Below are 25,775 nucleotides of genomic sequence, written 5' to 3'. Positions count from 1 at the left end.
CTGCTACATCAATGCGTATTCTGCCATTCGATCGCCAATTCTTCCAATTCCAAAATGATGTCGTTTATTTCCGATTCATCCTTAGCGTTCGCTCCGCTCGCAAGCGGGTGGCCGCCTCCGCCATGCCGTTTGGCGACTTCATTGATGATCGGGCCTTTTGAGCGCAATCGGCAACGATAGGTACCGTTCGGTTGCTCCACAAAAATTCCCCAGCATAAAACGCCCTCTACTGTACCCGGCAAAGGGACAACCGGTGCGGTGTCGCTGTCGACGGCACCAAATTTCCCAAGGATTTCTTGGGAGAGGATGATGCTGGCAACCCCGACGTCATTGATTGTCAAACTCTGCAGGACGAACCCTGATAAATTGGCCGTTTTCAAAGAATTTGTGTTCATCATTTGACTGATATCCGACGCGGAAAAATCAAACTGCATCAATTTCGAGGCTACTGCCATTGTCACTGCCGTAGTCGCCGGATAGAGGAATCTGCCTGTATCACCGACGATGCCGGCATACAACAGACGCGCTGCTGCAGCGTTCATCGGCAGCGTACCTTCAGTTGAAAAGGAAATTTTGGCGATGATTTCGCTGCTGCTGCTGGAGTGCGTCTCCACAAGGCAGATATCTCCGTAGGGGTCTTCATTCGGATGGTGATCGATTTTGATCAGATACTCACCTTTGACAAAACGTTTGTCGCTGACTCTTGGCTGATTCGCAGTGTCCGTGACAATCACCAAGGCACCTTCATAGGCCTCATCCGGAATGCTGTCCATGCTGCCGAGGTAGGAAAGGCTGTCTTCATTTTCGCCTACAACGTATACTTTTTTCTCAGGATAAGCTTGCCTGATCAGGCTGGCAAGACCGTTCTGCGAACCCAATGCATCTGGATCCGGTCGTAGGTGCCGGTGGATGATGATGGTGGAATACACTTGAATTTTATTGACTATTTCTGCATAAATCGGACTTCCCACTTGCTGACCTCCTAGGATTTTTCCATCAGTTGGCAAATGACGATTGCTTTGCTGACCAGTGAATTTTCTAAATAGACTTCGACATCCAATTTGGATGATCTTCTGCCCAATTCCAATATTTTTGAACGTATCTCAATGACACTGTCTATTTGGATCATCTTCAATTGATAGATGTCCATTTGTTCAATGACAGCATTCCGTTTCTGCAACGTATACAAGATTTTTTTGGTTGTGCTCGCCAACACCTCGCTCAGCACTCCGAACGATACAGTCCCCAGACTGTTCGTCATTTGGGGTGTGATCCTGAAGCGATAAGCGGGCAGGCTGTCTCCTTCTTCAGCGTTGGTCAACGATAGGTTTTCTACAACTTGGTCCTCGATCGTGTTGCCGACTTGCGGCTGACGCTGCGCCAGCTGCATGGCCTTCATGACATCCTGTCGCGAAATGATGCCGAGCAGCTGCAGGTTATCTTTAACCACTGGCATCACTTCCAAGCCATCCCAGATCATCCGGTGCGCCACGCTCGCTACACTCATGTGCGTTTTCGCGACTATCGGGTCCCGGGTCATTACCCGCTCAAGCGAAAGCGTATCTGCTTTACCAAGGATGTCCTTCGCCGTGATGATGCCCACTAGACGCATATTATGATTGACGATCGGGAAACGCGAGTGGGTGCTTTCGGTGTTGAGGTTGCGGTATTGGAACACAGTGTCGTCCAACGAGAGGAATTTTGTCTCATCAATCGGGGTGTAGATGTCCTCCACCAGCATAATTTCCTTTTTGATCAGTTGGTCCGTCATGGCACGGTTGATCATTGTCGCTACGGTAAACGTGTCATAGGTCGTTCGTAGTATCGGCATTTCGACCTGATCAGCCAAATGGACGATGCTCTCATCCGTATCGAATCCCCCCGTAATCAGGACCGCTGCACCTTTCTCCAATGCGAATTCTTGGATATCATTCCGGTTACCGACGATCATAAGTGACCCGGGTGATATGTATCGCTCCATCGCTTCGCGTTGCATCGCGCCGATGATGAATTTGCTCAAGGTCTTGTCCAAGCCTTTCTTGCCGCCCAAAATATCCCCATCGATGATTTTGCAGATCTGGCCAAAAGTCAGCGTTTCGATGTTCTCTTTCGACTTGCGTTCGATCCGAATGGTGCCTACACGCTCGATGGTTGAAACCAATCCGATATTTTCGGCATCCTTGATGGCGCGGTAAGCCGTCCCTTCAGACATGTTCAAATTCTTGGCTATCGTACGGACGGAAAGCTTTTCCCCGACCGGCAGCGTTTCGATATATTGAATGATTTGCTCGTGTTTCGTTGCCATAGTGTACTCCCTTGCTTTCTCTATTGTAATGAAATGAAATCTCCAGGTTGCATGATGAGTCAGATGCCATCATCCAGTGGGTACAGAAAATCATTCGGATCCTGGTTGATCAACGGAAACGTGTTGTAGTGGATTGGAACTGCAGTACGGTCCCGCTGCTCCAACGCATAAGCAGTATTGCCCGTGAAAAGATATCCTCATGCGGTTCCTCACCTTTCTCTGTGACAAAAAACTGTGTTATTCAGTGTTCATCGTATCATGAAACAGATTATTAGTACAACTGAAATGAACGATATTATTTTGTTATGCACACATAAAAAGGCCTTCTGTGCGGAAGGCCTTTTTACGGATTATTCATCATCCTAAAGCGACGTCAAGGATCATCATGACTGTGAAGCCGACCATAAGTCCCATCGTGGCAATATCGCTGTTTCCGTTCGTTTGCGACTCCGGTATCAGTTCCTCGACAACAACAAAGATCATCGCACCGGCAGCGAACGCGAGTGCGTATGGCAAAATCGCGCTCATCGATATGACGGCAGCTGCCCCGATGACTGCCGCAATCGGCTCAACGATGGCAGAAAGCTGGCCGTAATTGAAGGCCTTCATCCTGCTGTTTCCATCAGCCCGGATCGGCATTGACAAGGCCGATCCTTCAGGTATGTTCTGGATGCCGATACCGATTGCCAAACCAATGGCACTCAATAGTGTATTATCTTCGGATATGCCGGCTGCGACCGCTCCAAAACCGACTCCGACTGCCAAGCCTTCAGGAATGTTATGGATCGTGATCGCAAGGAACAACAACAGATTGCGGGAAGCTTGGGTCTGCGGACCTTCCCGGTGTTCCATCGGTTCACCCAAGTGCAGATGGGGGACGATTCTATCCGTCATGCGCAGGAACACGCCACCCAGCAAAAAACCGATCGCCGCCGGAACCCATGACAAGCCACCGTAGCCGCTCTCTTCGGCATGGGAAATGGATGGAGCCAACAATGACCAGAACGATGCGGCTATCATGACCCCGGCAGCAAAGCCGCTCATGACGTCAAGGACTTTGCGGTTGACCGATTTGAAGAAAAACACAAATGAGGCACCTACGATGGTACAACCCCAAGTGAATAATCCCGCTATGAACGCTTGCATAATTGGATTTAATTGACCGAATGACTCTAACATGATTTTTATCTCCCCTTTGTGATGAAATGATGAATGATTTCTGTTACAGATGCGTCGTGTCCCATAATGGCAATTGAATGTTCTCGTAGTGGATCGGGTCGAGCTGGGTTACGGTTATCCCCAATAAACGCACGTGCCGTTCTATCGTACCGTGGTCCAACCACAGTTCCCAGGCATGACGGAAAATATCCTCCGCTTGGGAAAAATGATCGATACGGGTTTTCCTTCTGGTTATCGTATCGAAATCAGCGTAGCGGATCTTCAACACAATCGACCGCCCGTGCAATTTGTTGTTATGCAGCGCTACTTGGACAGCCAGAGCGATTTGTTTCAGTTCCAACCTGACCTGTTCCTCATCAGTCAAAAACAGGGTAAAGGTGTGTTCTTTCCCGATCGATTTCCTTTCCCGTTCAGGCTCCACAGGTCGGTTATCGATGCCTCTGACCCGTTGATAGAGGATATATCCGTGCTTCCCGAATTGTGAAAGCAATTCAGATTGATCAAAAAGATAGAGATCGTCTCCGGAATGGATGCCCAACAGTTTCATCTTTTCGACTGTCTTCTTGCCGACGCCATAAAACTTTTCGATAGGCAGTTCGCGCAGAAAGCGGGCTGCATCATTTGGCGTGATCACAGTCATGCCAGCCGGTTTCCGGAAGTCGGAAGCAATTTTAGCGATGAATTTATTGTAGGAAACACCTGCCGAGCAAGTCAGACCCGTTTCCTGCCAGACTTCCCTTTGGATGTTCCTGGCAATCACTGTCGCACTGGACAGATTCCGCTTGTTCTTTGTGACATCGAGATAGGCTTCATCCAGAGACAAAGGTTCTATCAAATCGGTGTAGCGCGCGAATATTCCCCTGATCTGTTGGGAAACAATCTTGTAATGGCTCATCCGCGGAGGAATGAAGATGGCTTCCGGGCAGAGTTCAAATGCTTTTTGCGCACTCATCGCCGAATGGATCCCGAATTTCCTGGCGGCATAATTGGCTGTAGTCACGACCCCTTTGCGACCGGTATCTCTCGGATGATTCGCAATGACGATCGGTTTGCCGCGATGTTCCGGATGGTCCCTTTCTTCGATTGAAGCGTAGAAGGCATCCATATACACATGGATGATCTTTCTGCTTTTATCATTTTCGGGTTCCTTAAAGGTCAAGATCCCAATCTGCATACTGTTCTCCTTGCTTTGCACTGATTCATTGAACGTGAATTTTACTTGCCGCTTTGAAGCTGATTTGGTAAGACTGATGATTCTGGGCCTCAAAGGTATATGGGCCTTCGTACGGCTCCACATTTGTCAACAGATAAGGGACGCTTAACTTTACGCCCTTGTTGAGCAGATACGCCAGAAATTCCTGATCGTCATCAACTTCCCTGATGATGAAGCGGCTGCCGACTTCCAACTCTATCAAAGGTTTGCTCTCATAAACTTCGATCCGACCCTCTTTGTCGGGTATCACGCCCCCATGTGGATCATACTTAGGAAAACCTAAATAGGCATCCAAGCTATCGATCAAGCGATCCGATGAGACATGCTCCAACAATTCCGCCTCGTCATGCACTTCGTCCCAGTTGAAATCCAATTTTTCCGATAGGAATACTTCCCAAAGTCGATGTTTGCGGATCAGCTTGTTTGCAATCACTTGACCTTTGTCGGTAATCTGCACTCCTTGGTATGGGATATGGCTGATAAAGCCATCCTTAAGCAACTTGACGGACATTTCGGTTACAGAAGCGGCGGATACGGATAAAGCCTGCCCAATCTGCTTATTATTGACAAGCTGTTTGTCTCCACCCAACTCCATGATTACTTTCAGATAATCCTCTTTGTGCGGCGTCATGCGCTCCCTCCTCTTTTAGGTTAACCTAAACTATATTTTATATTATACGACAAATCCACTTGATTACAAGCCTAAAAACCACAATATTCCGTTCACTGTCACTATATAACCCACTTCTGCAATGGGAAAAGAGGGTTGGCGACAAATTGGCATAAACCTAAAATGATTTTCGAACAACAAAAAAGCCGGGAGCATGTCCCGGCTTTTCCTTATCTACTATTAACCTTTGTAGGCTGCGTAGATGATTTCTTTCAATTCTGAGATTAATGGTTGTTTAGGGTTAGCTGTTGTACATTGATCTTCGAATGCCAATTCAGCCAAGCGGTCTGCATCGCGTTCAAGCATTTCATCAGTGATGCCTTGATCGCGGAAGTTCATCTTGATGCCAATATCTTGACCTAATTTAGTGATTTCAGTAGCCAAAGCTTCGACCAATTCAGCAGTCGTGTTGCCTTTGAATCCTAGGTAGCGAGCGATTTCAGCGTAGTCTTCGTCTGCACGGAAGTACTCGTATTTAGCCCACAACGCATGTTTTTGCGGATCGATTGCATTGTAGCGGATGATATGCGGTAACAGGATAGCGTTCGTACGGCCGTGGATCAGATCCCATTGTCCGCCGATTTTGTGTGCGATCGAGTGGGAAATACCCAGGAACGCATTCGCGAAGGCCATACCAGCCATAGTAGAAGCATTGTGCATTTTCTCGCGAGACTCTTGATCGCCGTAGTTGTATGAGTTTCTAAGGTTTTCGAATACCAGTTTGATGGCTTGTAAGCTCAAACCTTTAGTGTAGTCGTTTGCCAATACGGAAACAAAAGATTCGATGGCATGCGTTAATACGTCCATACCAGTATCTGCAGTTACAGATTTAGGAACACTGTATACGAATTGTGGATCCACGATGGCAATATCCGGAGTCAATGCGTAATCAGCCAATGGGTACTTGATGTGTGTTTCGCTGTCTGTGATAACCGCGAATGGCGTTACTTCCGAACCAGTACCTGATGTAGTAGGGATGCAGACAAGTTTCGCTTTTTCCATGTCCTTGATCTTGTAAGTACGTTTGCGGATATCCAAGAATTTTTGTTTAGCGCCGAAGAAGTCGCTTTCTGGGTGCTCATAGAACAACCACATCGCTTTGGCAGCATCCATTGGAGAACCTCCGCCGATTGCGATGATTGTATCCGGTTTGAAGTCGCGCATTTTTTCAGTACCACGGTTTACAGTGTTTGTTGTCGGGTTAGGTTCAACATCTGAGAAGATTGCGTAAGATACTTTGTTGTTGCGTTGTTTCAATTGTTCGATGACTACATCCACATAGCCGAATTTGACCATGCCGTCGTCGCAGACGATGAAGACTCTTTCGACATCTTTCATGTCACGTAAGTATCTAACTGAATTTTCTTCGAAGTAAACCTTCTCTGGCAATTTAATCCACTGCATGTTATTTCTCCTTTTAGCAACAGTTTTCACGTTCAATAAATCTAATGCAGAAACGTTATGAGAAACTGAGTTTCTGCCGTAAGATCCGCAACCCAAAGTTAATGAAGCGATATTATTGTTGTACAAGTCACCGATACCAGCTTGAGAAGATGGAGAGTTGATAAGAACGCGGCAAGCTTTCATTTCTTTTCCGAATTGCTCAATCAAATCATTGCGGCGAGTATGCAGTGAAGCCGAGTGACCTAAGCCACCCAAATCAAGCATTTGTTTGCATAGTTGGAAACCATGCTCTGCGCTGTCTGATTTCATCATAGCCAATACTGGAGATAATTTTTCTCTTGACATTGGGTATTCTGCTCCGACGCCCGGTAATTCAGCGATCAACATTTTAGTGTTTGCAGGAACGTTCAATCCAGCCAATTCAGCGATTTTACGAGCGTGCATGCCGACAACATTCGGTCTCACGCCAGTTTTGGCATCATTCATCACGACGTCTTCCAATTGTTGAATTTCTTCAGGTTTAGCGAAGTATACATTGTGCAATTGGAATTCTTTTTTGACTTCATCATAGATTTCGCTGTCGACGATTGCAGCTTGTTCTGAAGCACAGATCATACCGTTGTCGAACGTTTTTGAAACGATGATGTCGTTTACAGCACGTTTGATGTTTGCTGATTTTTCGATGTAAGCCGGAACGTTACCAGGACCAACTCCCAATGCTGGTTTACCAGTAGAATAAGCAGCTTTAACCATTGCAGCTCCACCAGTAGCCAATACGACAGCAACTTCTGGATGGTTGATCAATTCAGCTGTTTTTTCCATTGATACGCCTTCTACCCATTGGATACAGTCAGCAGGTGCGCCTGCTTTGATGGCAGCATCGTAAACAACTTTTGCAGTTGCAGCCGAACATTTTTCTGCGCTTGGGTGGAAAGAGAAGATGATCGGGTTTCTTGTTTTCATACAGATCATTGCTTTGAAGATTGTTGTCGAAGTTGGGTTGGTTGTTGGGATGATACCGGCAACAACGCCTACAGGAGCGGCAACCTTCATGATTTGATCAACTTTATTGTCTTCGATGATTCCGACTGTTTTATTTTTTCTGATTGAATGCCAAATGTTTTCAGCGGCATACATGTTTTTGATACATTTATCTTCATAAACGCCTCGACCTGTTTCTTCAACTGCCATTTTTGCAAGTGGCATATGTTGCTCCATTGCAGCTAATGCCATTTCGTGGACGATGTGGTCGACTTGTTCTTGGGTATAATCTTCAAATAGAGTCAAAGCTTTTTGGGCTTTTCCAGTGTAGTTGCTGATTTCTTCTTTTGCAGTCATCATGGGTTTTTTCTCCTCTAAAACTACTTTTTCTTTACTCATGTGAGATCCTCCTAAAAATGTATGTTATCCTTTTCACATGCTTATTATATTTCATGGGATTTCGTTTGTAAAGCGGATAAATGTGATATTCTTCACTTATTTTCCATACAGGCCCTGTAAGCGTGTTCAGAATAGGTTTTTATCTCTACTTGTTTTCACAAATAGTTAATGGAAACATTCTATTTCCCAACCTTTTGATTGTGAAATTATTATCATTGTTCGGAATATATGCTGAAAAAAGTTTTTTTGGAATTATTTTTATTACGGAAAAATACATGGTCGTTTAACGTCCCTGTCCTGTCGATATCTGCAATCTCGAGGCAACCAACCCGAATAAATCCGCTTACTAATAGTAGAACCCCCCTTTTTTTTGTATTTAGCGATTCATATTCAAGCGATAAAATAATTCCGCTTGATTTTCAGGGCTAAAATCGTCCCGCTTCGGTGGAGTCATCAAAAAGCGATCGACTCACAAGGATATTATACGAAAATATGTTTGCTTTTCCAAATCGTACGTTAGTATTTAACTTCTATCAATGAATCAAGATCAATAATGAATGTCATAAAGTCAGCTGCAAAAAAAGCGCAATACTCTGAAGTATTGCGCTTTTTGCGTGTAACTATTTACAGGAAGTCATCAAAATTGATTTCATCCAATGAAGAGACCTTGTAGACTTGCGCTTCCAAAGCAACAAAGTCGAAATAGTGGTTTACCGTCGTCTTCATGATATCCCGGATCTGTTGGTAATAATGCGGAGGGACAGTATGCTTCCAAGAAAATTCCTTGAAATAGCGATAGATATCGTCGACTTGGATGTTATCGTAGCCCAGTTGATTGAACTCAGTTGCTTTTAGTTTGAACCAAGGCTTCAATTGATCATATTGTTTCTCTGATATATTCGACAATCGCCGTCCCTCCTTTCCGATGAATCAAATCGCTTTACTCTTCGCTTTTGTTCTCTTGTTCTTGCTCTGATTCGGTTGCTGAATAATCTTCGACAATCGCATCATCAGTTGTGATTGTGGCAACCTTTGAAATACGTGAAATAGAGCGTTTTTCAAAAGTCAAGAAGATCCCTTCGCAATCCAATACAACTGTGTTATCAGCGGAATTGACTTCTTCGACAATTCCGTGCAGGCCGCCGATGGTCACCACTTTATCCCCTGGCTTGATTTGACTCAGCATATCTTGCGTTTTTTTCGCTTGTTTCTTTTGTGGTCTGATCAGGATGAAATACATTACGCCGAACAACACCCCATAAAAGGCAATCATGATTACTGTATCCATACATTTTCCTCCATCTGTGTATTATTTTTATCTATAATCCACTTTACCAAACTTTAAGATAGACTACTACCCAAAACCTAAAACTTCTTCGGATTTTCAACATTGAAGCCATACTCTTCCACGAATGCTTCCCTGAATTCCAACAGATTGTCATCCATGATGGCTTGGCGCACATTTTTCATCAGGTTTATCAAGAAATGGAGATTATGATACGAAGTCAAGCGCAAGCCAAATGTTTCATCAGCTTTGATTAAATGACGGATGTACGCACGTGTATAATTTTTGCATGTGTAGCAATCGCATTTTTCATCCAACGGACGGAAATCCCGTTCATATTTCGCATTTTTGATGACCAAACGACCGCTGCTTGTCATACAAGTGCCGTTCCGCGCTATACGGGTAGGCAAGACGCAGTCGAACATATCGATTCCGCGGATGACTCCGTCGATCAAGGAATCCGGTGCCCCTACGCCCATCAGATACCTTGGTTTGTTCTCGGGCATGACTGGCGTCAGATAATCAAGCACACCATTCATCTCTTCTTTCGTTTCACCGACCGAAAGTCCACCGATCGAATAGCCTGGAAAATCCAAGGAAATCAATTCTTTGGCGCTCTGCAGCCTTAAATCCTTGTAGCCTGCTCCTTGGATGATACCGAACAAGCCTTGTTGATTGGGCTTTTTGTGGGCTTCAAGGCCACGCTCTGCCCATCTTGTCGTTCTTTCGACCGATGCTTTGATGTAATCATAGCTTTCGCTATAAGGAGGGCATTCATCAAAACTCATGATGATGTCGGCACCCAATTGATTTTCGATATGGATCGCTTTTTCCGGTGACAGGAACATTTTCGAACCGTTCAGATGATTCCGGAAATGTACGCCAGCCTCGGTGATCTGTCTGTTCTGGCTTAATGAGAAGACCTGGAAGCCGCCTGAATCGGTCAAAATCCCTCTGTCCCAATTCATGAATTTATGTAGGCCTCCTGCCTCTTCAACCAAGTCGGAGCCCGGTCTAAGCCACAAGTGATAAGTGTTGCTCAGAATGATCTGTGAGCCCATCGTCTTCAATTCTTCAGGAGACATGGTCTTAACGGTTGCCAAAGTCCCTACCGGCATGAACATGGGTGTCTGAAAAGTGCCGTGGGGGGTGATAATCTCTCCCAAGCGAGCACCTGTGTGTTTTTCTTTTTTGATAAGGCGATAACGAATCGCTGGTTCAGTCAATGTATTCACTTCTTTCTTATAGATATCCGGCAATCAGTATACCACAGTCGCACACTATTTTCTTGTATTCGCTATTAAAAAAATGCAATCCCGATAATAAGGATTGCATTCCTGATTCGTAATGATATCGGCAAAGGACCGATCACCAGGATCGGATCTTTTTGTAATCAGCGATGATGGTTTTTGTCGCTTCATCGCCGACTCCGCATGGATATTCGATGCTGGCCGGCACTGAGTCCGGGAACAACGACAAAAGACGGCGCATATCCACCAACCCGGATTCCAGGCCGGATAACGTAATTCCGTTCTCCGTAACGGCAACGTTTTTGATATGGATGTAGCTTACGACATCGCGCATTTCCTTAGCTGCAACGAAAGGATCGCTGTCGATGTAAATGAAATTGCCCGTGTCAAAAGTCAGTCCGATGTCCAATGAGGCTTTACGGGCTTCAGCAATGAAACCCATCAGGACAGCCGGGCTGCCCTTCTCTGCGCTCTGATCATTCTCTATCGTCAAACGGATGGGATAGGCAGTCAACAATTGCCGTACTTCTTCAGTCAGCTTGGCTGTGAATCCTCGGAATTCCCCTAACGTCACTTTCAGCTGGACCGCGCCCAGTAGCGAGGCCTCCTCAAAATAGTTGCCCATTTGTGCATTCAACACGCCTGCTGTAAAGAGTTCCGTCGGGACGGAATAGAACACCTTCAAGCCAGACGCCGAGGCTCGCTGAGCTATTTCCTTCATTTCCGTTTTGCCGGACAGGATGTACTCTCTTCTGACTTCCACAATCGGGAAACCCATTCCCTTGATTTCCTGCAATATTTCTTTTTGTTCCACTTTACTGTCCGCAAATCTATGCATGTACGCTAAAGTGTTCAATCCAATCTCTCTTGCCATCCATCTGTCTCCTTCAATGTCCTATTTGCGGTCAAAGTCCGGCCTATCGAGTATTTCTTTGGCAATGACGGCTCGCATCAATGCTTTTTGATTGCCGGAATATTTTTTCTTGTTCTGAATGGTGGATTTCTCCATTCTTTTAGCGGTCTTCAATTCCTTCTTGTCTTCAGAAAAGACGGTGAAGTCATCAGCCAACCCCACGGCAGGGTCCATATTATAATCCGTAAACTCTTGTACTTCAGCGGTTTCATACGCAGTTTCCGTGTCATTTTGGTCGCTGCCTGTTTTTGGCGTATTCGCCCGCAACAGCAGCTGCCACAGATTTTCGCGGTTAACGAAAATCAGGATTTCCCTTCGCCAATTTCGGTTGGCCAAAATCCGGCTGACTTCCCGCAGATATTTTTCGGGCAGACGCTCCTGGAAAAAGCCATAGACCTGCTCAGGCTTCAATGTAGCCAGTTTTTTGATCAGTTGCTTCGCATTCTCATTTCCGGCACCATCAAACGACTGGCGAACTGTCTGCTGCATGGCAGCTGCTTGGGATGTACCCGCTCGAAGTCTGGCGTTCTCAGCTAGCCGGTTTATCCGTTTGACTATCGAGATGAGCACAGAGAGAAAGAACACTAGGAATAGGATCGGCAACAGGATCGGTAAAAGAAAGGTTAGGCTAGTCATTCCGGTTCGCTTCTATCTGCCGGAAACTCTGAAATGCTGCTCCTCATTTCAGTATCCGCTATAATATTTTTCATTTTATAATAATCCATCACGCCTATGTTTCCGTTGCGCAGTGCTTCAGCCAACGCCAACGGCACCTCAGCTTCGGCTTCGACCACTTTCGCCCGCATCCTTTGCACTTCAGCAATCATTTCCTGTTCTTCTGCGACCGCAAAAGCACGGCGTTCTTCCGCTTTTGCTTGGGCTACACGCTTGTCTGCCTCCGCTTGCTCCGCCTGCAGTTTTGCGCCCACGTTACGGCCGACGTCAACATCGGCGATATCGATGGACAGTATCTCAAAGGCGGTACCCGAGTCCAGACCTTTTTTCAGGATCGTTTGGGAAATGGAGTCCGGATTCTCCAGTACGGAAGTGTGCATCTTTGCAGAGCCGACGGTAGTGACGATCCCCTCGCCGACACGGGCGATGATCGTTTCTTCGCCAGCACCACCGACCAATCGTTCAATGTTGGCACGTACCGTTACTTTTGCTTTGGCTTTCACTTCTATCCCGTTCATGGCGACACCCGCGATGATCGGTGTTTCGATGACTTTTGGGTTAACGCTCATTTTCACTGCTTCCAATACATTACGACCGGCCAAATCGATGGCAGCCGCTTTTTCAAAACCTAAATCGATATCGGCACGCTGCGCTGCAATCAGCGCATCGATGACCATATTGACATCTCCGCCAGCAAGATGATGTGCCTCCAATTCATTTATATCAATTATCAGTCCCGCTTTTGTGGCTTTTATCATCGGTTGCACGATCATAGAAGGTATTACCCGGCGCAAGCGCATGCCGACCAGATTTGAAATTTTGACTTTCACTCCCGAAAAGTAAGCCGTGATCCATAGACCAACCGGCACAAAACGGAAAAATAAAGATAAAAACAGTACGACAAACAATGCAATAAAGATGAGTCCTATCAATCCTTCTGTCATTCTCCATCCAACTCCTTGACTGTAATTTTGACCCCTTCAACCTGGATAACCTGAATCTGCTTTCCTTCAAATATGATCTTCCCATCACTGACTACGTCGAGCACCACACCTCCGATAGCGACTTTCCCGGCCGGCCGCAGCGTCGTCGTGGCTGTGCCTATCATTCCCAAGAATTCGGAATAGTCTTTGCTGGACGAATACCCGCGCTCCCGATTCAGGGAAGTGTCCAAAATCAATTTGCTGCGGTCCGGCAAGAATTTATAACCTTTTTTCAACAGCACTGACGTCGCCACACCGGAAATGATGATTGCTAAACTGACATCCAGCACACTTTCCAAAATGCGTTCATTGTTCAAAAACAGGCCGGCTGCGACCATCAGGAAACCCGCGATCCCCACCAGCCCGAAATCAGGTATGAACAATTCAACAATCAACAACATTATTCCGAACAGGAACAGTAGCAAAGTCAGCCAGTTCCCGCTCCCGAAATACAGGAAATACAACAAAAAACTCAGGACGGCCGCAGCTCCGAAGAGATAATACTTCGAAGTGAACAACATAAAAACCAGACACAGAAATCCGATAACCAAAAACAGCAAGATGAACGCCTCCTTCGGCTTCGTTCCGATAGCAACAATAAACAGTCATATCCTTGAAGATAAAGATAAGAAAATTTATATTATCATTTTACCGCAAATACAAAAATAACAAAAGGAAATCCCTTTCAGGACTTCCTCTTTGCTAAATGACTTGTCAAATTATTGTTGAAATTCAGCAAGATCGACGGTCTGGAATCCAACTTGATTCCCAACCAAAGTCACCGTCACCGACTGATTCTCATGGATATCGCCCTTTATGATGGCGCGTGCCAATGGATTCTCGATCTCAGCTGAGATGAATCTTCTGAGCGGCCGAGCGCCGTAAATCGGATCGTAAGCATTATCCGCTATCCAGGCTGCAACCTCATCAGAAACGGCGAGCTGGATCTGTTTGTCCGCCAGCCGATTGGATAGTTCCTTGACCATTTTGACGATGATCTTTTTGACATCCGCTTTGCTTAATGGCGTAAAGAGGATGGTATCGTCGATCCTGTTCAAAAATTCAGGCTTGAACGACCCTTTCAATACCTTCATGACCTCATTGGCCACCTCTTCCGGGATGGTTCCATCGGATTGGACACCTTCCAGCAGGAGCTGAGACCCGATGTTGCTGGTCATGATCAAGACAGTGTTTTTGAAATCGACCACGCGCCCTTTCGAATCGGTCAAACGGCCATCATCCAATACTTGCAACAGAATGTTGAAGACATCCGGGTGCGCCTTCTCGATTTCATCCAAGAGAATGATCGTATAAGGGCTTCGGCGGACCGCTTCCGTCAACTGACCGCCTTCTTCGTAACCGACATAGCCAGGGGGTGCCCCGATGAGCCGGGAAACTGAAAATTTTTCCATGTATTCGCTCATATCGAGTCGGACCATATGTTCATCTGAGTCGAACAGATTTTCCGCCAAGGCTTTCGCCAATTCCGTTTTCCCGACTCCAGTAGGCCCCAGGAACAGGAAAGACCCGATTGGACGGTTAGGCGACTGCAAGCCGGCACGCGAGCGCAGAACGGCATTCGTGACGCTCTCCACTGCTTCCTCTTGCCCGATGACCCGCTTATGCAACGTTTCCTCCAATTTCAGGAGTTTGTCCCTTTCACCCTCAACCAGCTTCGTAACCGGGATGCCGGTCATCCGTCCCACAACTGTTGCGATTTCGTTTTCGGTGACCGATTCCTGGACAAGGTTGCCTTCTTTACCTCTCCGGGCTGCATTCTCCTTTTCGAGAGCCGCCAATTCCTTTTCCATCTGCGGGATACTGCCGTGGCGCAAAACTGCCGCCCGTTCCAGGTCATAGTCGGCTTCCGCATCCTCCAACTGTCTGCGCGCGTCCTCCAGGTCCTCCCGTTTGGCACGCAGCTTTTCGACCTCTTCCTTTTCATTGCCCCATTTCATGCGCAATTCATTTGATTCTTCGCGCAGATCGGCCAACTCGACTTGCAGAGTCGCCAATCTTTTCTTGCTCTGATCGTCGGATTCCTTCTTCAGGGCTGCCTCTTCGATCTCGAGTTGCATCAGTTTGCGGCTCACTTGATCCAATTCGGTGGGCATCGAATTCATTTCCACTTTTATGTTTGCGCATGCCTCATCGACAAGATCGATTGCCTTATCCGGCAGAAACCGGTCAGTGATGTAGCGATCGGATAAGGTCGCGGCCGCAACGAGGGCATTATCATGGATATTGACGCTGTGGTGGATTTCATACCGTTCCTTCAATCCCCTCAAGATGCTGATTGTGTCGGCAACTGTGGGTTCTTTCACCAATACCTTCTGGAATCTCCGCTCCAAGGCCTTGTCCTTCTCCAGATTTTGGCGGTATTCATCCAGAGTGGTCGCTCCGATACAATGCAATTCACCTCTGGCCAGCATAGGTTTCAGCAGATTGCCGGCATCCATACTCCCCTCGGTTTTCCCAGCCCCGACGATCGTATGGATCTCATCAATGAACAGGATGATGCGGCCGTCGCTTTTCTTCACTTCTTTCAATACTGCTTTCAGGCGTTCCTCGAATTCCCCGCGGTATTTGGCTCCCGCAATCAAAGAGCCCATATCCAATGAAAAGATCGTTTTGTCCTTCAGGTTATCCGGCACGTCTTTTTTCACGATCCGTTGGGCCAAACCTTCCACGATGGCGGTTTTGCCGACGCCCGGTTCACCGATCAGGATCGGGTTATTTTTTGTTTTTCGCGACAAAATGCGGATGACATCCCTGATTTCTTCGTCCCGGCCGATGACCGGATCTTGTTTTCCGCTCCTGACTGCCTGCACAAGGTCTATGCCATACTTTTCCAACGCTTCATATTGATCTTCCTGATTTTGCGAAGTCACGCGTTCTCCCCCTCTCATATCCTTGATTTTTTCGGCGATCATTTTTTCCGTAAGACCTTGATTTCCCAGAAATTTGGTCAAAGGATGATTTTTCAGTGTCATCAAGCTCAAAAGCACCGTATCCGTGGAGATGAAATCATCCTTCAACTCCGACCGCTTGCGGTCTGCTTCCAGAAAGAGATTGTACAGATTTTGGCTGAATGTTTGCCCATACTGGACGGAAGTGCCCTCAATCACCACTGATTTATCCAGTTCCTTGTCAACTGCCGATTCAAATGCCTCGACCGCCACCCCTGAATCGATATAAAAATTGCGCGCAAAACTATCCGGCTGCAGAAATATTTTCCACAGATGGGCGACATCGATGGTCTGGTGCTTGCGCACCATGGCGATACGTTGCGCTTCTGCTATTGCCTGCTGCAGGGCTGTCGTCATTTTTTCCATTTCCATGCTAGGACCTCCTCGAAATTCTACTGCATTCATGCTTTATAGGACAAGTATACGACTATGGTCAGAATTGGTCAAATTATAACGCGAAAAAAAAGAACAACAAAGGTGATTTCCTTTGTTGTTCTTTTCATCATCGGATTCCTAACGCGATGCGTGCATAGCGGGACATTCTATCTGTCGTCCAGGCAGGATACCATACCAATTTCACTTGCGTTTCGGTTACTTCAGGAACAGCTTTCAACGCACGATGAATTTCATCGGTGATGACATCCGCCAATGGGCAGCCCATCGTTGTGAGCGTCATTTTGATCAGGCAGAAGCCATCCTGTTCCAATTCCACTTCATAGATCAAACCCAAATTGACGATATCTATCCCTAATTCCGGATCTATCACTTGCTCAAGCGCCGCCAAGACGCGTTCTTTTATGCTTTCCAATTCTTCTTGCGAAAATTGGGGATTTATCTCTTCAGTCATTGCATACACCTCTACCCTTTCTGGATTAATTTGATGATAACAGTTTGTGCATAGAAATTCAATGCTAATATACGTTCCCCAAAAATGCAGCCATTTCCTCAAAAATAGCGTAAGGAACCTTATGCCCGGCCCCCTCTGTTGACCGGAAGCAAATATTATCCGCAAAAGCTTCCCCACTGATTGAGCTGACGAACTGAGCCATCTGTTGGTATGGAACACTTTCATCGGCTGTGCCATGCCAGATATAAAACGGCGTGTCCACGAGCGCTTCCGGATGTTCTTTGAGGCTCAGGCTTTCAAATGGCGCCATCAAGGCATTGACTTTCTCATCATCAATCGGCGGTAGGCCCTCCACCCAACGGGACTTCAATGCCCAATGGGACAAACCGATCGGATCCGGGCTGCCCATCAGACAGGCTGCCGAATGGATCCAAGGGTATTGCGTCAAGGCGATGCAGGCCGTGATGCCTCCCATCGAAAGGCCTGTGACCGAGACTTTTTCCCTTTTTGCCAACCCCGCTTCAACGTAGACCGCTACAATATCGGGAAGTTCTTTGATGTTTTGCAGGACGACCGACCAGAATTCTGCCGCCGGTTCGCCAGCATAGGCTTCATCTTTGCGTTCACCATGGCGATAGGCATCGGGGATGACCACCCGCATACCGTTGCTGGCTAACGCATAACCGGGCTCCAGGCCTCGCTCTTTTTGGTTCGTGATGCCATGATAAAAGAATGCGAGCGGAATGGCCTCATTTTTCTTAGCTTCTTCAACGATTTCCAGAATCGGTATATTATGAATGATTTTTCTTTCGATTACGATCAATTGGATCCCTCTTTTTCAGCTCTGATCTGCTGCTATAGGCAAAAATATTTTTCCAGATAGATTGCCAAACCGTCATCATGATTCGTATGCGTCGTTACATCGTCGGCAATCTTCTTTAATGCCGTGATCCCATTCTGCATGACGACACCATGACCAGCATAGCGGATCATTTCCATATCATTGTCCTCGTCACCGAAGGCAAGAATATCTTCCCGCTTGATGCCGTAGTTATTCGCGACCACTTCAACGCCAAGTGCTTTTTGGACGCCGGCGGAGACGATTTCAAGGCAGGGCATCGTGCCACCCCACGTCCGGATTTCGATGGAATTCCCATAACGCGCCAAAATCCGATCCCGGATGGCTTCCAAATTCCGTTCGTCCGAAAACACATTCATGGAAGTAGGATTTTCCGACAGCGTATCCTTCGAAGTGATTTGCGTCGCCAACAAATTTTTCGGGAAATATTCGTTTGACGGCAGCGTTGCGGTGGATGCGAAAAGCTTGTTCTTGCCTTCTATGCAGATAAAATCGATTCCCATTTCTTCACGTTGTTCGATCAGATCCATCGCAAAATCTTTGTTCAGCGTCTTGTGGTAATAATTACTCCAATTGTTGTCAGTGGGATTATGGCATAAGGCACCGTTGAAGTTCACCAATGGAGTGGTCATCTTGAGCGTCTCATAAAATTCTTTGCTGTTTCTGTAGGGACGGCCAGTTGCGATCATGACCAGATGGTTATCCTTTTGCAACCTTGCCAGCACATTTTTGGTCCGATCGCTCAACAACGACTGATTGTTGAGTGTGGTTCCATCCAAATCTAAAGCGATTAGTTTTTGTTTCATAGTTCCTCCTGCGTTTTCCGCGTCAGAGACGAATACTCATTCGATCCCAAGCGACGGAAATTTGCTTTTTAATTCTGCTGTCATGACCTTTGCGATATTCGATCCGATCACGAGCATTTCATATAGTGGTTTGACATCGGTTGTCGAGCGGCCCAAAAGCCGAAGGAAAATCTCGCCATCCCCCGCCAGGCAAAGTGTATAATAAAAAGTCTTGGTTTGGTTCAATTCATTGATCAGTTCCAACAGGTTCACTTTATCAGCGTAATTATTCAGGTAAGCCAATTTTCTGTAGCTGATCTGAAAATCACTTTCGGCCTCATCTTTCGCGATGACTACACCGAACGGCAAGGAATGTTCTTTATCGAGATTGAATTTCCCCTGATACAAATACTGACCATTTTGGATGGGATGACTTTTCAGTGGCATGCCTTTTTCTTGGAACTTTTGGTCAAGCGCTGCTAATATCGTCAAAACTATCACTCTTTTCATATATGGTGCTACTAGTATAGCACATTTTCCCCAAGAATTACGCTTATCACGATATACAAAAAAGGTCCGGAACCGAAGTCCAGACCTTTCCATATGTCATGCGGAATATTAACGACGTTTTTCTCTGATACGAGCAGCTTTTCCGTGTAATGCGCGCAAGTAATAAAGTTTTGCACGACGCACTTTACCGAAGCGAACAACTTCGATTTGAGCTACACGAGGTGTGTGCAATGGGAATGTACGTTCCACACCGATACCGTTGGAAATTTTACGTACTGTATAAGTTTCGCTGATTCCGAATCCGCGACGTTTGATGACTACGCCCTCGAATAATTGGATACGTTCTCTTGTTCCTTCGACTACGCGAGCGTGGACGCGAACAGTGTCTCCAGGACGGAATGTAGGAATATCACTACGTAATTGTCCTTGTGTAATTGCTTCAATCAATGGTAATTGACTCATGTTTTTTTCTCCTTCCAACCGACATTCATACACAATCTTTCAGCACAGCGGAATATCGTATTATGTGGAGCAGTCTCTCTGCTCACCTGTAGAATTCTACCACAATAATTTTGACGTGTAAAGTATTTTTCGTTTACATTGTTTGAATTTCAAGGCGCACTATTGCGCTTCATTATCTGCCTTTTCTTCAAGCAGTATCTCCGCCAACCAGGCTTGCTGCTTTTTCGACAAAGTGATCTTTTCCAACATTTCCGGACGTCTCAGCCAGGTTTTGCGCAAAGATTCTTTTTCTTGCCAATCAGCGATTTTTTGGTGGTTGCCGCTGAAAAGCACTTCAGGGACGACATCCCCCCGAAAATCGCGTGGTCGCGTATATTGGGGATGCTCGAGCAGCCCGGTCGAGAATGAATCGGTCTTGTTCGATTGCTCATTGCCCAATACTGCCGGCAACAGCCGGACAGTCGCATCGATCATGACCATCGCGCCCAATTCGCCGCCCGTCAGGACGTAATCACCGATTGAAACTTCATCCGTCACATGTTGTTTGATGCGTTCATCGAAGCCTTCGTAATGGCCGCAGATGAAGACAATGTGCTCTTCCTCGGCAAACTCTTCCGCCAGTTCCTGATTGAAGGTTTTTCCGGATGGATCCAAAAGGACAATCCTTTTTTTGGTTTCGGGAGATTGGACCTCGATGTCCGTCAGCGCATCCACAATCGGCTGCGCGCGCAGCAGCATGCCTGCCCCGCCGCCGAAAGGATAATCATCGACGGAATTGTGTTTATTTTCGGAATAATCGCGGAAGTTCGTGCAAGTGATCGAAACACGACCGCTCTCGATCGCTTTTCCGATGATCGACTCGGACAAAGGGCCTTCGAACATCGCCGGAAACAACGTCAATACATCTATCTTCATCAGTCCATCATTCCTTCTAGAATGTGGATTGTGACCTGTTTATCTTCCAAAGATACCTTTTCCACTACGGAAGCGATATACGGAACCAATAAATCCTTTCGGCCTGGTTTGGATACAACCCACACATCATTCGCCCCAAGCGGCAAAATTTCTTTGATGATACCCAATTCTTCGCCGGCATCACTGACGACGGACAATCCGATGATTTCATGATAATAGAACTCATGATCCGAAAGATCCTCCAACTGCGATTCGGAAACTCGCAGGATTCCCCCTCTGAACGGTTCGACCTCTTCGATCCGGTTATACCCCTCGAATGTCAGCATATTGAAATTCTTGTGCACACGGTGGCTGGCTACCTTCAGAGTGATTGGCTCACTGTTTTCGCGGAACAAGTAGAGCGTAGCCCCTTTTTTATAGCGTTCATCCGCAAAATCAGTGCTGGAAATGACACGCACTTCACCTTTAAGCCCTTGCGTATTCACAACTTTTCCGACATCATAAAATTTTTCCATTTTTCACCTCTCCTTACATAAATCGTGCTGTCAACGTTTCTGTACATAATAAAATAGAAGGGATAAGTGCTACAATTGTATCATCATCCGCTTCTATCTATTCGCTATTAAGTTAGGCATCCACCGAGTGGAAAAGACCGGACCCGCAATTGGAGCGGATTATTCGGCCCCTTCGATCACAAGGCGGACACGTTTTGTGCCTTTGGTTCTGACACTGTATACAATTGTACGGATCGCCCTAGCGACACGTCCCTGTTTCCCGATCACACGGCCGACATCCTCGGCATCAAGATGCAAGTGATATTCCATGAACTCACTTGTCTCTTTGATTTCGATGGACATCTTATCATCGTGGACGATTAAAGGTTTGACAATTGCCAGGATTAAATCTGAAATTTCAGGCATTTAAACCACCCTTTTATTTAGCTAACTTAGAGTCGTGGAATTTTTTCATAATACCTTGTTGAGAAAGTAAGTTACGAACTGTATCAGAAGGTTGTGCACCTTCAGCTAACCATTTCAAAACCAACTCTTCGTCAAATTTAACTTCAGCCGGTTCAACAACTGGATTGTATGTACCTACTTTTTCGATGAAACGTCCATCACGTGGAGAACGTGAATCAGCTACAACGACGCGGTAAAACGGGTTTCTTTTAGAACCCATACGTTTTAAACGAATTTTAACTGCCATTTATATAACACCTCCATATATCTATATCTCACATTTTTATATATTACCAGTTTTCCATTTGCTTGTAAAGTGTTTTCTCTTTACACTTGGAATTATTTTTTCTTTTTCTTCTTTTTGTTCATCCGTCTGGCCATTTGTTGCATGGCCATTTTACCCATTTTGCCTTTCGTGCCTTGACCGAGGAGGCCTTCCATCCCTGCAAAATTGCCTTTGGACATCTTGTTCATCATATCCCTGGATTCGTTGAACTGCTTGATCAGACGGTTGACTTCCGCCAACGATCTTGCGGAACCTTTCGAGATCCGTCTGCGTCTGCTCTGGGACAGGAGTTCGGGATTTTCGCGTTCTGCGGGCGTCATCGAAAGCACGATTGCCTTCATATGGGCCACATCTTTGGGATCGATCTTCATTTTGTCCAGTCCCGGAACGTTGCTCATACCCGGAATCATCTTCAGGAGGTCTTCAAGTGGCCCCATGTTGGTGACTTGATCCATCTGCTCGATGAAATCATTGAAGTTGAAGGTGTTCTCGCGGATTTTCTCGGCCATTTCTGCCGCTTTTGTCTCATCAAAATCCTGTTGCGCGCGTTCGATCAACGTCATCAGATCGCCCATGCCCAAGATTCTGGAAGCCATGCGTTCAGGATAGAATGGTTCGAAATCTTCCAATTTTTCGCCTTGACCCGTAAATTTGATCGGTTTCCCGGTTACGGAACGGATGGAAAGCGCCGCCCCGCCGCGTGTGTCCCCGTCCAGTTTGGTAAGGATGACACCAGTTATGCCGAGCTGTTCATTGAAGGATTGCGCAACATTGACAGCGTCCTGACCGGTCATGGCATCCACCGTGAAGAGGATTTCTGTAGGATTGACGGCAGCTTTGATGTTCTTCAATTCTGTCATCAACACTTCATCCACGTGCAGTCGTCCCGCCGTATCGATGATGACCAGATCGCGTCCATCTAGTTTGGCTTGTTCAACGGCTTGCTTCGCTATATCGACCGGATTTGCTTCGGTACCCAATGCGTACACCGGGAAATCCAATTGTTTGCCCAAGGTCTGCAACTGATTGATCGCTGCCGGACGATAGACGTCGGCGGCAACCAGCATCGGGCGTTTGTTTTCTTTTTTCTTCATGTAATTGGCAAGCTTTCCGGCAGTTGTGGTCTTACCGGCACCCTGCAGGCCGACCATCATTACGACAGTCGGTGGTTTGGCAGAAAATTGGAACGGTTCCTGCTGCCCGCCCATCAATTCAGTCAGTTCTTCGTTGACGATTTTGATGACTTGCTGTGTTGGCGAAAGCGACTCGAGCACATCAGAACCTAACGCTCGTTCATTCACTTTTTTAACGAATTCTTTCACGACTTTAAAATTCACGTCAGCTTCAAGCAAAGCCAGACGTACTTCACGCATCATTTCCTTCAGATCGGCTTCCGTAATTTTACCTTTTTTGCCGATTTTGGTCATCGCGCCCTGGAGACGCTCGGATAACCCTTCAAATGCCATATTTGCCACTTCCTTACTGTTTATTCGTCTTTGTCATCCAGTTCTTCCAGATTGTTGATCAAGCTCTGCAAAGTTCTGTCTGCGGGATATTTTTCTTCGGCATAGTTCGCCAATTCGTCCAATTTTTTGTTTCGGAGGCTATAGTTTTGCGCCAATTTCAATTTCTGTTCGTAATCCATCAGAATTTTTTCGGTGCGCTTGATATTATCGTACACTGCCTGCCGGCTGATCGCGAATTCTTCAGCAATCTCGCCCAACGAGTAGTCATCGCCATAATACAAAGAAAGATAGCCTTTCTGTTTGTTGGTCAACAGGACATTATAGAATTCATAAAGAGTATTCATATTATTGGTTTTTTCCAGTTCCATCAGAATACCTTCCTTCTCGTACGGATTGTCAAGAAAAAATCTTTACACTTCATTAGATTAACGATTTTGCCTAGCTTAGTCAACCATAAATTGCACTGAAGCAGTGTTGCCGCAACAAAAAGTAAGGTCAGGCCGGCAATCGCATCGGGATTGCCGGCCTGACCATGCTGCTTTCGTTTTTCTTATGAAGCGTGCCTCATCGGGAAGGACAAACCGCTTCGTTATTTTTTCTCAAGCAGGTCTTTTACCAGTCCGTAGATGTACTGTTCCGGATCGAACACCTGCAGGTCATCCAAGCCTTCACCCAAACCGACGAATTTGACGGGTATATCCATTTCCTGGCGGATCGCGAGGATGACGCCGCCTTTCGCTGTGCCATCCAACTTCGTCAGGATCAAGCCGGTGACATCAGTCGTCTCCTTGAATTGCTTAGCCTGTATCAAAGCGTTCTGACCCGTAGTGGCATCCAGCACCAACAACGTTTCGGTTGCGCCGCCGGGGATTTCCCTTGCGATGATCCGATTGATCTTCTCCAATTCCTTCATCAGGTTCACTTTGTTCTGCAATCGTCCTGCTGTATCGATCAGCAGATAATCGTAGTTTTCTTCTTTGGCTTGCTTCAACGCATCATAAACGACGGAAGCGGGATCGCTTTTAGCATCGCTCGTCACGACCGGCACACCGACACGCTGTCCCCAAACCTCCAGCTGTTCGATAGCGCCGGCCCGGAAAGTATCTCCGGCCGCCAACAAGACGCTGTTCCCTTGGTTCTTCAACTGATAAGCATACTTACCGATGGTCGTCGTTTTCCCTACGCCGTTTACGCCCACAAACAGGATGACGGTCGGCCCGTTTTCATTTTTTTTGATGGTAGGCAATTCCGTCTGGCCTTTTTCATAGATTTCGACCATTTTTTCGATGATGACATTCTTCACCTGTTCTCCGGTGCGCACGTTCTTCATCTTGACTTCATCACGCAGCACATCCGAAAGTGCCAATGTCATATCAAACCCGACGTCTGCGGATATCAGCGTTTCCTCCAAGTCGTCAAAAAACTCTTCATCCACCTCTCTGAAGCCGGCGAAAAGTTCATTCATCTTCTCCGAAAAGCTTTTGCGCGTCTTCTCCATGCCTTTGTCGAATTTGTCGATGACGATCTTAGTTTCTTCGGTTACCGGTGTCTGAACGACATCTTCACCTGTAAATGCGCGTTTTATTCGATCAAATAATCCCATCTGAACACTTCCTTTCTTATGGCAGTCTTTTTTACGCGAAGACGAACGTTTCGATTGCGTGTGCGACGCCATCTTCCCCGTTTGTCTTCGTGACGAAGCTTGCCCGTTCCTTGATCTTATCGGGAGCGTTGCCCATCGCGACGCTTACGCCCGCAAAATCCAGCATCGCCAAATCGTTCTCTTCATCTCCGCAAGCCATGACCTCATCGGCAGTGATGCCCAAATGCTTGCATAAAGCCGCGATGCCGTTGCCTTTGTCGACTTCGGGATGCATGACTTCGAACAGAAGTGGACGTGATTTCATCATCGAATATTTGCTGTAGAAGTCCGCCGGTATTTTGGCGATCGCTTCATCCAAGACAGCAGGCGCGATACAAAAAACAACTTTATTGAACGCATGCTGCGCTTGAAAGTCTTCGATCTTTTTTTCAACGAACGGCAAACTCGAACTCTGCAGGCTCTTGTACAAGGACTCCCGGCCTTGCGGATACTCCGGTTCGTATACTGACTCCAGATCCAACATGTTCATCGGGATGTTCAGTTCTTTGCTCAGATCATAGAGTTCCACGATCTGCCCATAGTTCAGCACCTTTTGGGAAATGATTTCCGACGTTTTATTCTTTTGGACCAATCCGCCGTTATAGGTGATCGAGTAATCTTCTGCTTGAAGCAGGTCCAGTTCATCCACATAAGCTTTGATTCCCATGAGCGGGCGTCCCGTACAAAGGACAATCTTCACGCCGGCTTCCCGGGCGCGGTGGATTGCCTGTTTATTCGCATCGCTGATTTTTTTATCAGGATTCAGCAACGTGCCATCCAAGTCGAGTGCTATCAATTTAATCATTAATCTTCATCCC

At 46.5% G+C, this 25,775-nt stretch carries 27 protein-coding genes; all 27 read right to left on the bottom strand.

The genetic code is table 11. The features are described from left to right. Window positions 1–8: 8 nt before the first annotated feature. The 27 genes from ACKPBX_RS13405 to yidA all read right to left on the bottom strand — a co-directional run bounded on the left by ACKPBX_RS13405 (window position 9) and on the right by yidA (window position 25,762). The gene (locus ACKPBX_RS13405) at window positions 9–971 is read right to left on the bottom strand and encodes a DHH family phosphoesterase (RefSeq protein ID WP_319995616.1); all 963 of its coding nucleotides are present in this window, start codon (window positions 969–971) and stop codon (window positions 9–11) included. A gap of 11 nt (window positions 972–982) precedes the next feature. Next, window positions 983–2,305: a DRTGG domain-containing protein gene (locus ACKPBX_RS13400; protein ID WP_086628118.1), complete on the bottom strand. Its 1,323-nt coding sequence runs from the start codon at window positions 2,303–2,305 to the stop codon at window positions 983–985. A 357-nt stretch (window positions 2,306–2,662) separates the two neighbouring features. After that, on the bottom strand, window positions 2,663–3,484 hold the full coding sequence (locus tag ACKPBX_RS13395) for a ZIP family metal transporter (RefSeq protein WP_086628119.1): 822 nt from the start codon (window positions 3,482–3,484) through the stop codon (window positions 2,663–2,665). A gap of 43 nt (window positions 3,485–3,527) precedes the next feature. After that, window positions 3,528–4,658 carry a DNA polymerase IV gene (gene dinB, locus ACKPBX_RS13390; protein WP_319995615.1) on the bottom strand — a complete coding sequence of 377 codons (1,131 nt, stop codon included), beginning with the start codon at window positions 4,656–4,658 and terminating at the stop codon, window positions 3,528–3,530. Window positions 4,659–4,683: 25 nt separating this feature from the next. Beyond that, window positions 4,684–5,328, bottom strand: a complete 645-nt coding sequence (locus tag ACKPBX_RS13385; RefSeq protein ID WP_319995614.1) for a metal-dependent transcriptional regulator — start codon at window positions 5,326–5,328, stop codon at window positions 4,684–4,686. A 219-nt stretch (window positions 5,329–5,547) separates the two neighbouring features. After that, entirely contained in the window at window positions 5,548–8,151 is a 2,604-nt protein-coding gene (gene adhE / locus ACKPBX_RS13380; RefSeq protein WP_321381209.1) for a bifunctional acetaldehyde-CoA/alcohol dehydrogenase, read from the bottom strand. 624 nt (window positions 8,152–8,775) lie between these two features. Continuing rightward, window positions 8,776–9,057 carry a post-transcriptional regulator gene (locus tag ACKPBX_RS13375; RefSeq protein WP_086628123.1) on the bottom strand — a complete coding sequence of 94 codons (282 nt, stop codon included), beginning with the start codon at window positions 9,055–9,057 and terminating at the stop codon, window positions 8,776–8,778. A 34-nt stretch (window positions 9,058–9,091) separates the two neighbouring features. Continuing rightward, window positions 9,092–9,439 (bottom strand): preprotein translocase subunit YajC, encoded by a 348-nt coding sequence (yajC, locus tag ACKPBX_RS13370; protein ID WP_086628124.1) that lies wholly within the window; start codon window positions 9,437–9,439, stop codon window positions 9,092–9,094. 77 nt (window positions 9,440–9,516) lie between these two features. Then, window positions 9,517–10,662 carry a tRNA guanosine(34) transglycosylase Tgt gene (tgt, locus tag ACKPBX_RS13365; protein ID WP_086628206.1) on the bottom strand — a complete coding sequence of 382 codons (1,146 nt, stop codon included), beginning with the start codon at window positions 10,660–10,662 and terminating at the stop codon, window positions 9,517–9,519. 142 nt (window positions 10,663–10,804) lie between these two features. Next, a complete protein-coding gene (locus tag ACKPBX_RS13360) occupies window positions 10,805–11,560 on the bottom strand; it encodes a sugar phosphate isomerase/epimerase family protein (protein WP_319995613.1) in 756 nt (251 codons plus the stop codon). Window positions 11,561–11,581: 21 nt separating this feature from the next. Beyond that, window positions 11,582–12,235: a hypothetical protein gene (locus ACKPBX_RS13355; RefSeq protein WP_144339926.1), complete on the bottom strand. Its 654-nt coding sequence runs from the start codon at window positions 12,233–12,235 to the stop codon at window positions 11,582–11,584. After that, complete coding sequence (floA, locus tag ACKPBX_RS13350; RefSeq protein WP_086628127.1) at window positions 12,232–13,218, bottom strand: flotillin-like protein FloA; 987 nt, start codon at window positions 13,216–13,218, stop codon at window positions 12,232–12,234. The genes ACKPBX_RS13355 and floA overlap by 4 nt, the downstream gene beginning before the upstream one ends. Then, window positions 13,215–13,817, bottom strand: a complete 603-nt coding sequence (locus ACKPBX_RS13345) for an NfeD family protein (RefSeq protein WP_086628128.1) — start codon at window positions 13,815–13,817, stop codon at window positions 13,215–13,217. The genes floA and ACKPBX_RS13345 overlap by 4 nt, the downstream gene beginning before the upstream one ends. Before the next feature lie 159 nt (window positions 13,818–13,976). Continuing rightward, window positions 13,977–16,598: an ATP-dependent chaperone ClpB gene (clpB, locus tag ACKPBX_RS13340; RefSeq protein ID WP_086628129.1), complete on the bottom strand. Its 2,622-nt coding sequence runs from the start codon at window positions 16,596–16,598 to the stop codon at window positions 13,977–13,979. Between the two features lie 130 nt (window positions 16,599–16,728). After that, a complete protein-coding gene (locus tag ACKPBX_RS13335) occupies window positions 16,729–17,073 on the bottom strand; it encodes a metal-sulfur cluster assembly factor (RefSeq protein WP_168173172.1) in 345 nt (114 codons plus the stop codon). 64 nt (window positions 17,074–17,137) lie between these two features. Beyond that, window positions 17,138–17,896, bottom strand: coding sequence for a prolyl oligopeptidase family serine peptidase (locus tag ACKPBX_RS13330; RefSeq protein WP_319995612.1), 759 nt, complete (start codon window positions 17,894–17,896; stop codon window positions 17,138–17,140). A gap of 32 nt (window positions 17,897–17,928) precedes the next feature. Then, complete coding sequence (locus ACKPBX_RS13325; protein ID WP_319995611.1) at window positions 17,929–18,738, bottom strand: Cof-type HAD-IIB family hydrolase; 810 nt, start codon at window positions 18,736–18,738, stop codon at window positions 17,929–17,931. Window positions 18,739–18,774: 36 nt separating this feature from the next. Continuing rightward, a complete protein-coding gene (locus tag ACKPBX_RS13320; RefSeq protein WP_233442740.1) occupies window positions 18,775–19,209 on the bottom strand; it encodes a hypothetical protein in 435 nt (144 codons plus the stop codon). 126 nt (window positions 19,210–19,335) lie between these two features. Further along, a complete protein-coding gene (rplS, locus tag ACKPBX_RS13315) occupies window positions 19,336–19,689 on the bottom strand; it encodes a 50S ribosomal protein L19 (RefSeq protein ID WP_086628133.1) in 354 nt (117 codons plus the stop codon). Window positions 19,690–19,848: 159 nt separating this feature from the next. Further along, window positions 19,849–20,604: a tRNA (guanosine(37)-N1)-methyltransferase TrmD gene (gene trmD / locus ACKPBX_RS13310; RefSeq protein WP_140185935.1), complete on the bottom strand. Its 756-nt coding sequence runs from the start codon at window positions 20,602–20,604 to the stop codon at window positions 19,849–19,851. Then, a complete protein-coding gene (gene rimM / locus ACKPBX_RS13305; protein ID WP_140185937.1) occupies window positions 20,604–21,119 on the bottom strand; it encodes a ribosome maturation factor RimM in 516 nt (171 codons plus the stop codon). Before rimM ends, trmD begins: the two co-directional genes overlap by 1 nt. 159 nt (window positions 21,120–21,278) lie before the next feature. Then, a complete protein-coding gene (locus tag ACKPBX_RS13300) occupies window positions 21,279–21,524 on the bottom strand; it encodes a KH domain-containing protein (RefSeq protein ID WP_086628136.1) in 246 nt (81 codons plus the stop codon). Window positions 21,525–21,537: 13 nt separating this feature from the next. Continuing rightward, window positions 21,538–21,810 (bottom strand): 30S ribosomal protein S16, encoded by a 273-nt coding sequence (rpsP, locus tag ACKPBX_RS13295; RefSeq protein WP_068560440.1) that lies wholly within the window; start codon window positions 21,808–21,810, stop codon window positions 21,538–21,540. A gap of 92 nt (window positions 21,811–21,902) precedes the next feature. After that, entirely contained in the window at window positions 21,903–23,315 is a 1,413-nt protein-coding gene (ffh, locus tag ACKPBX_RS13290) for a signal recognition particle protein (protein ID WP_319995610.1), read from the bottom strand. Between the two features lie 20 nt (window positions 23,316–23,335). Beyond that, complete coding sequence (locus ACKPBX_RS13285; protein WP_086628138.1) at window positions 23,336–23,683, bottom strand: putative DNA-binding protein; 348 nt, start codon at window positions 23,681–23,683, stop codon at window positions 23,336–23,338. A gap of 221 nt (window positions 23,684–23,904) precedes the next feature. Beyond that, complete coding sequence (gene ftsY / locus ACKPBX_RS13280) at window positions 23,905–24,918, bottom strand: signal recognition particle-docking protein FtsY (RefSeq protein ID WP_219582328.1); 1,014 nt, start codon at window positions 24,916–24,918, stop codon at window positions 23,905–23,907. Window positions 24,919–24,949: 31 nt separating this feature from the next. Continuing rightward, entirely contained in the window at window positions 24,950–25,762 is an 813-nt protein-coding gene (gene yidA, locus ACKPBX_RS13275) for a sugar-phosphatase (RefSeq protein ID WP_086628140.1), read from the bottom strand. Between the last annotated feature and the right edge of the window lie 13 nt (window positions 25,763–25,775).

Origin of the sequence: Trichococcus shcherbakoviae (assembly GCF_963666195.1) — a bacterium.
GTDB lineage: Bacteria > Bacillota > Bacilli > Lactobacillales > Aerococcaceae > Trichococcus > Trichococcus shcherbakoviae.
Note: the sequence above shows the minus strand (reverse complement) of the source record. Positions and strands in the feature narration are given on the sequence as shown.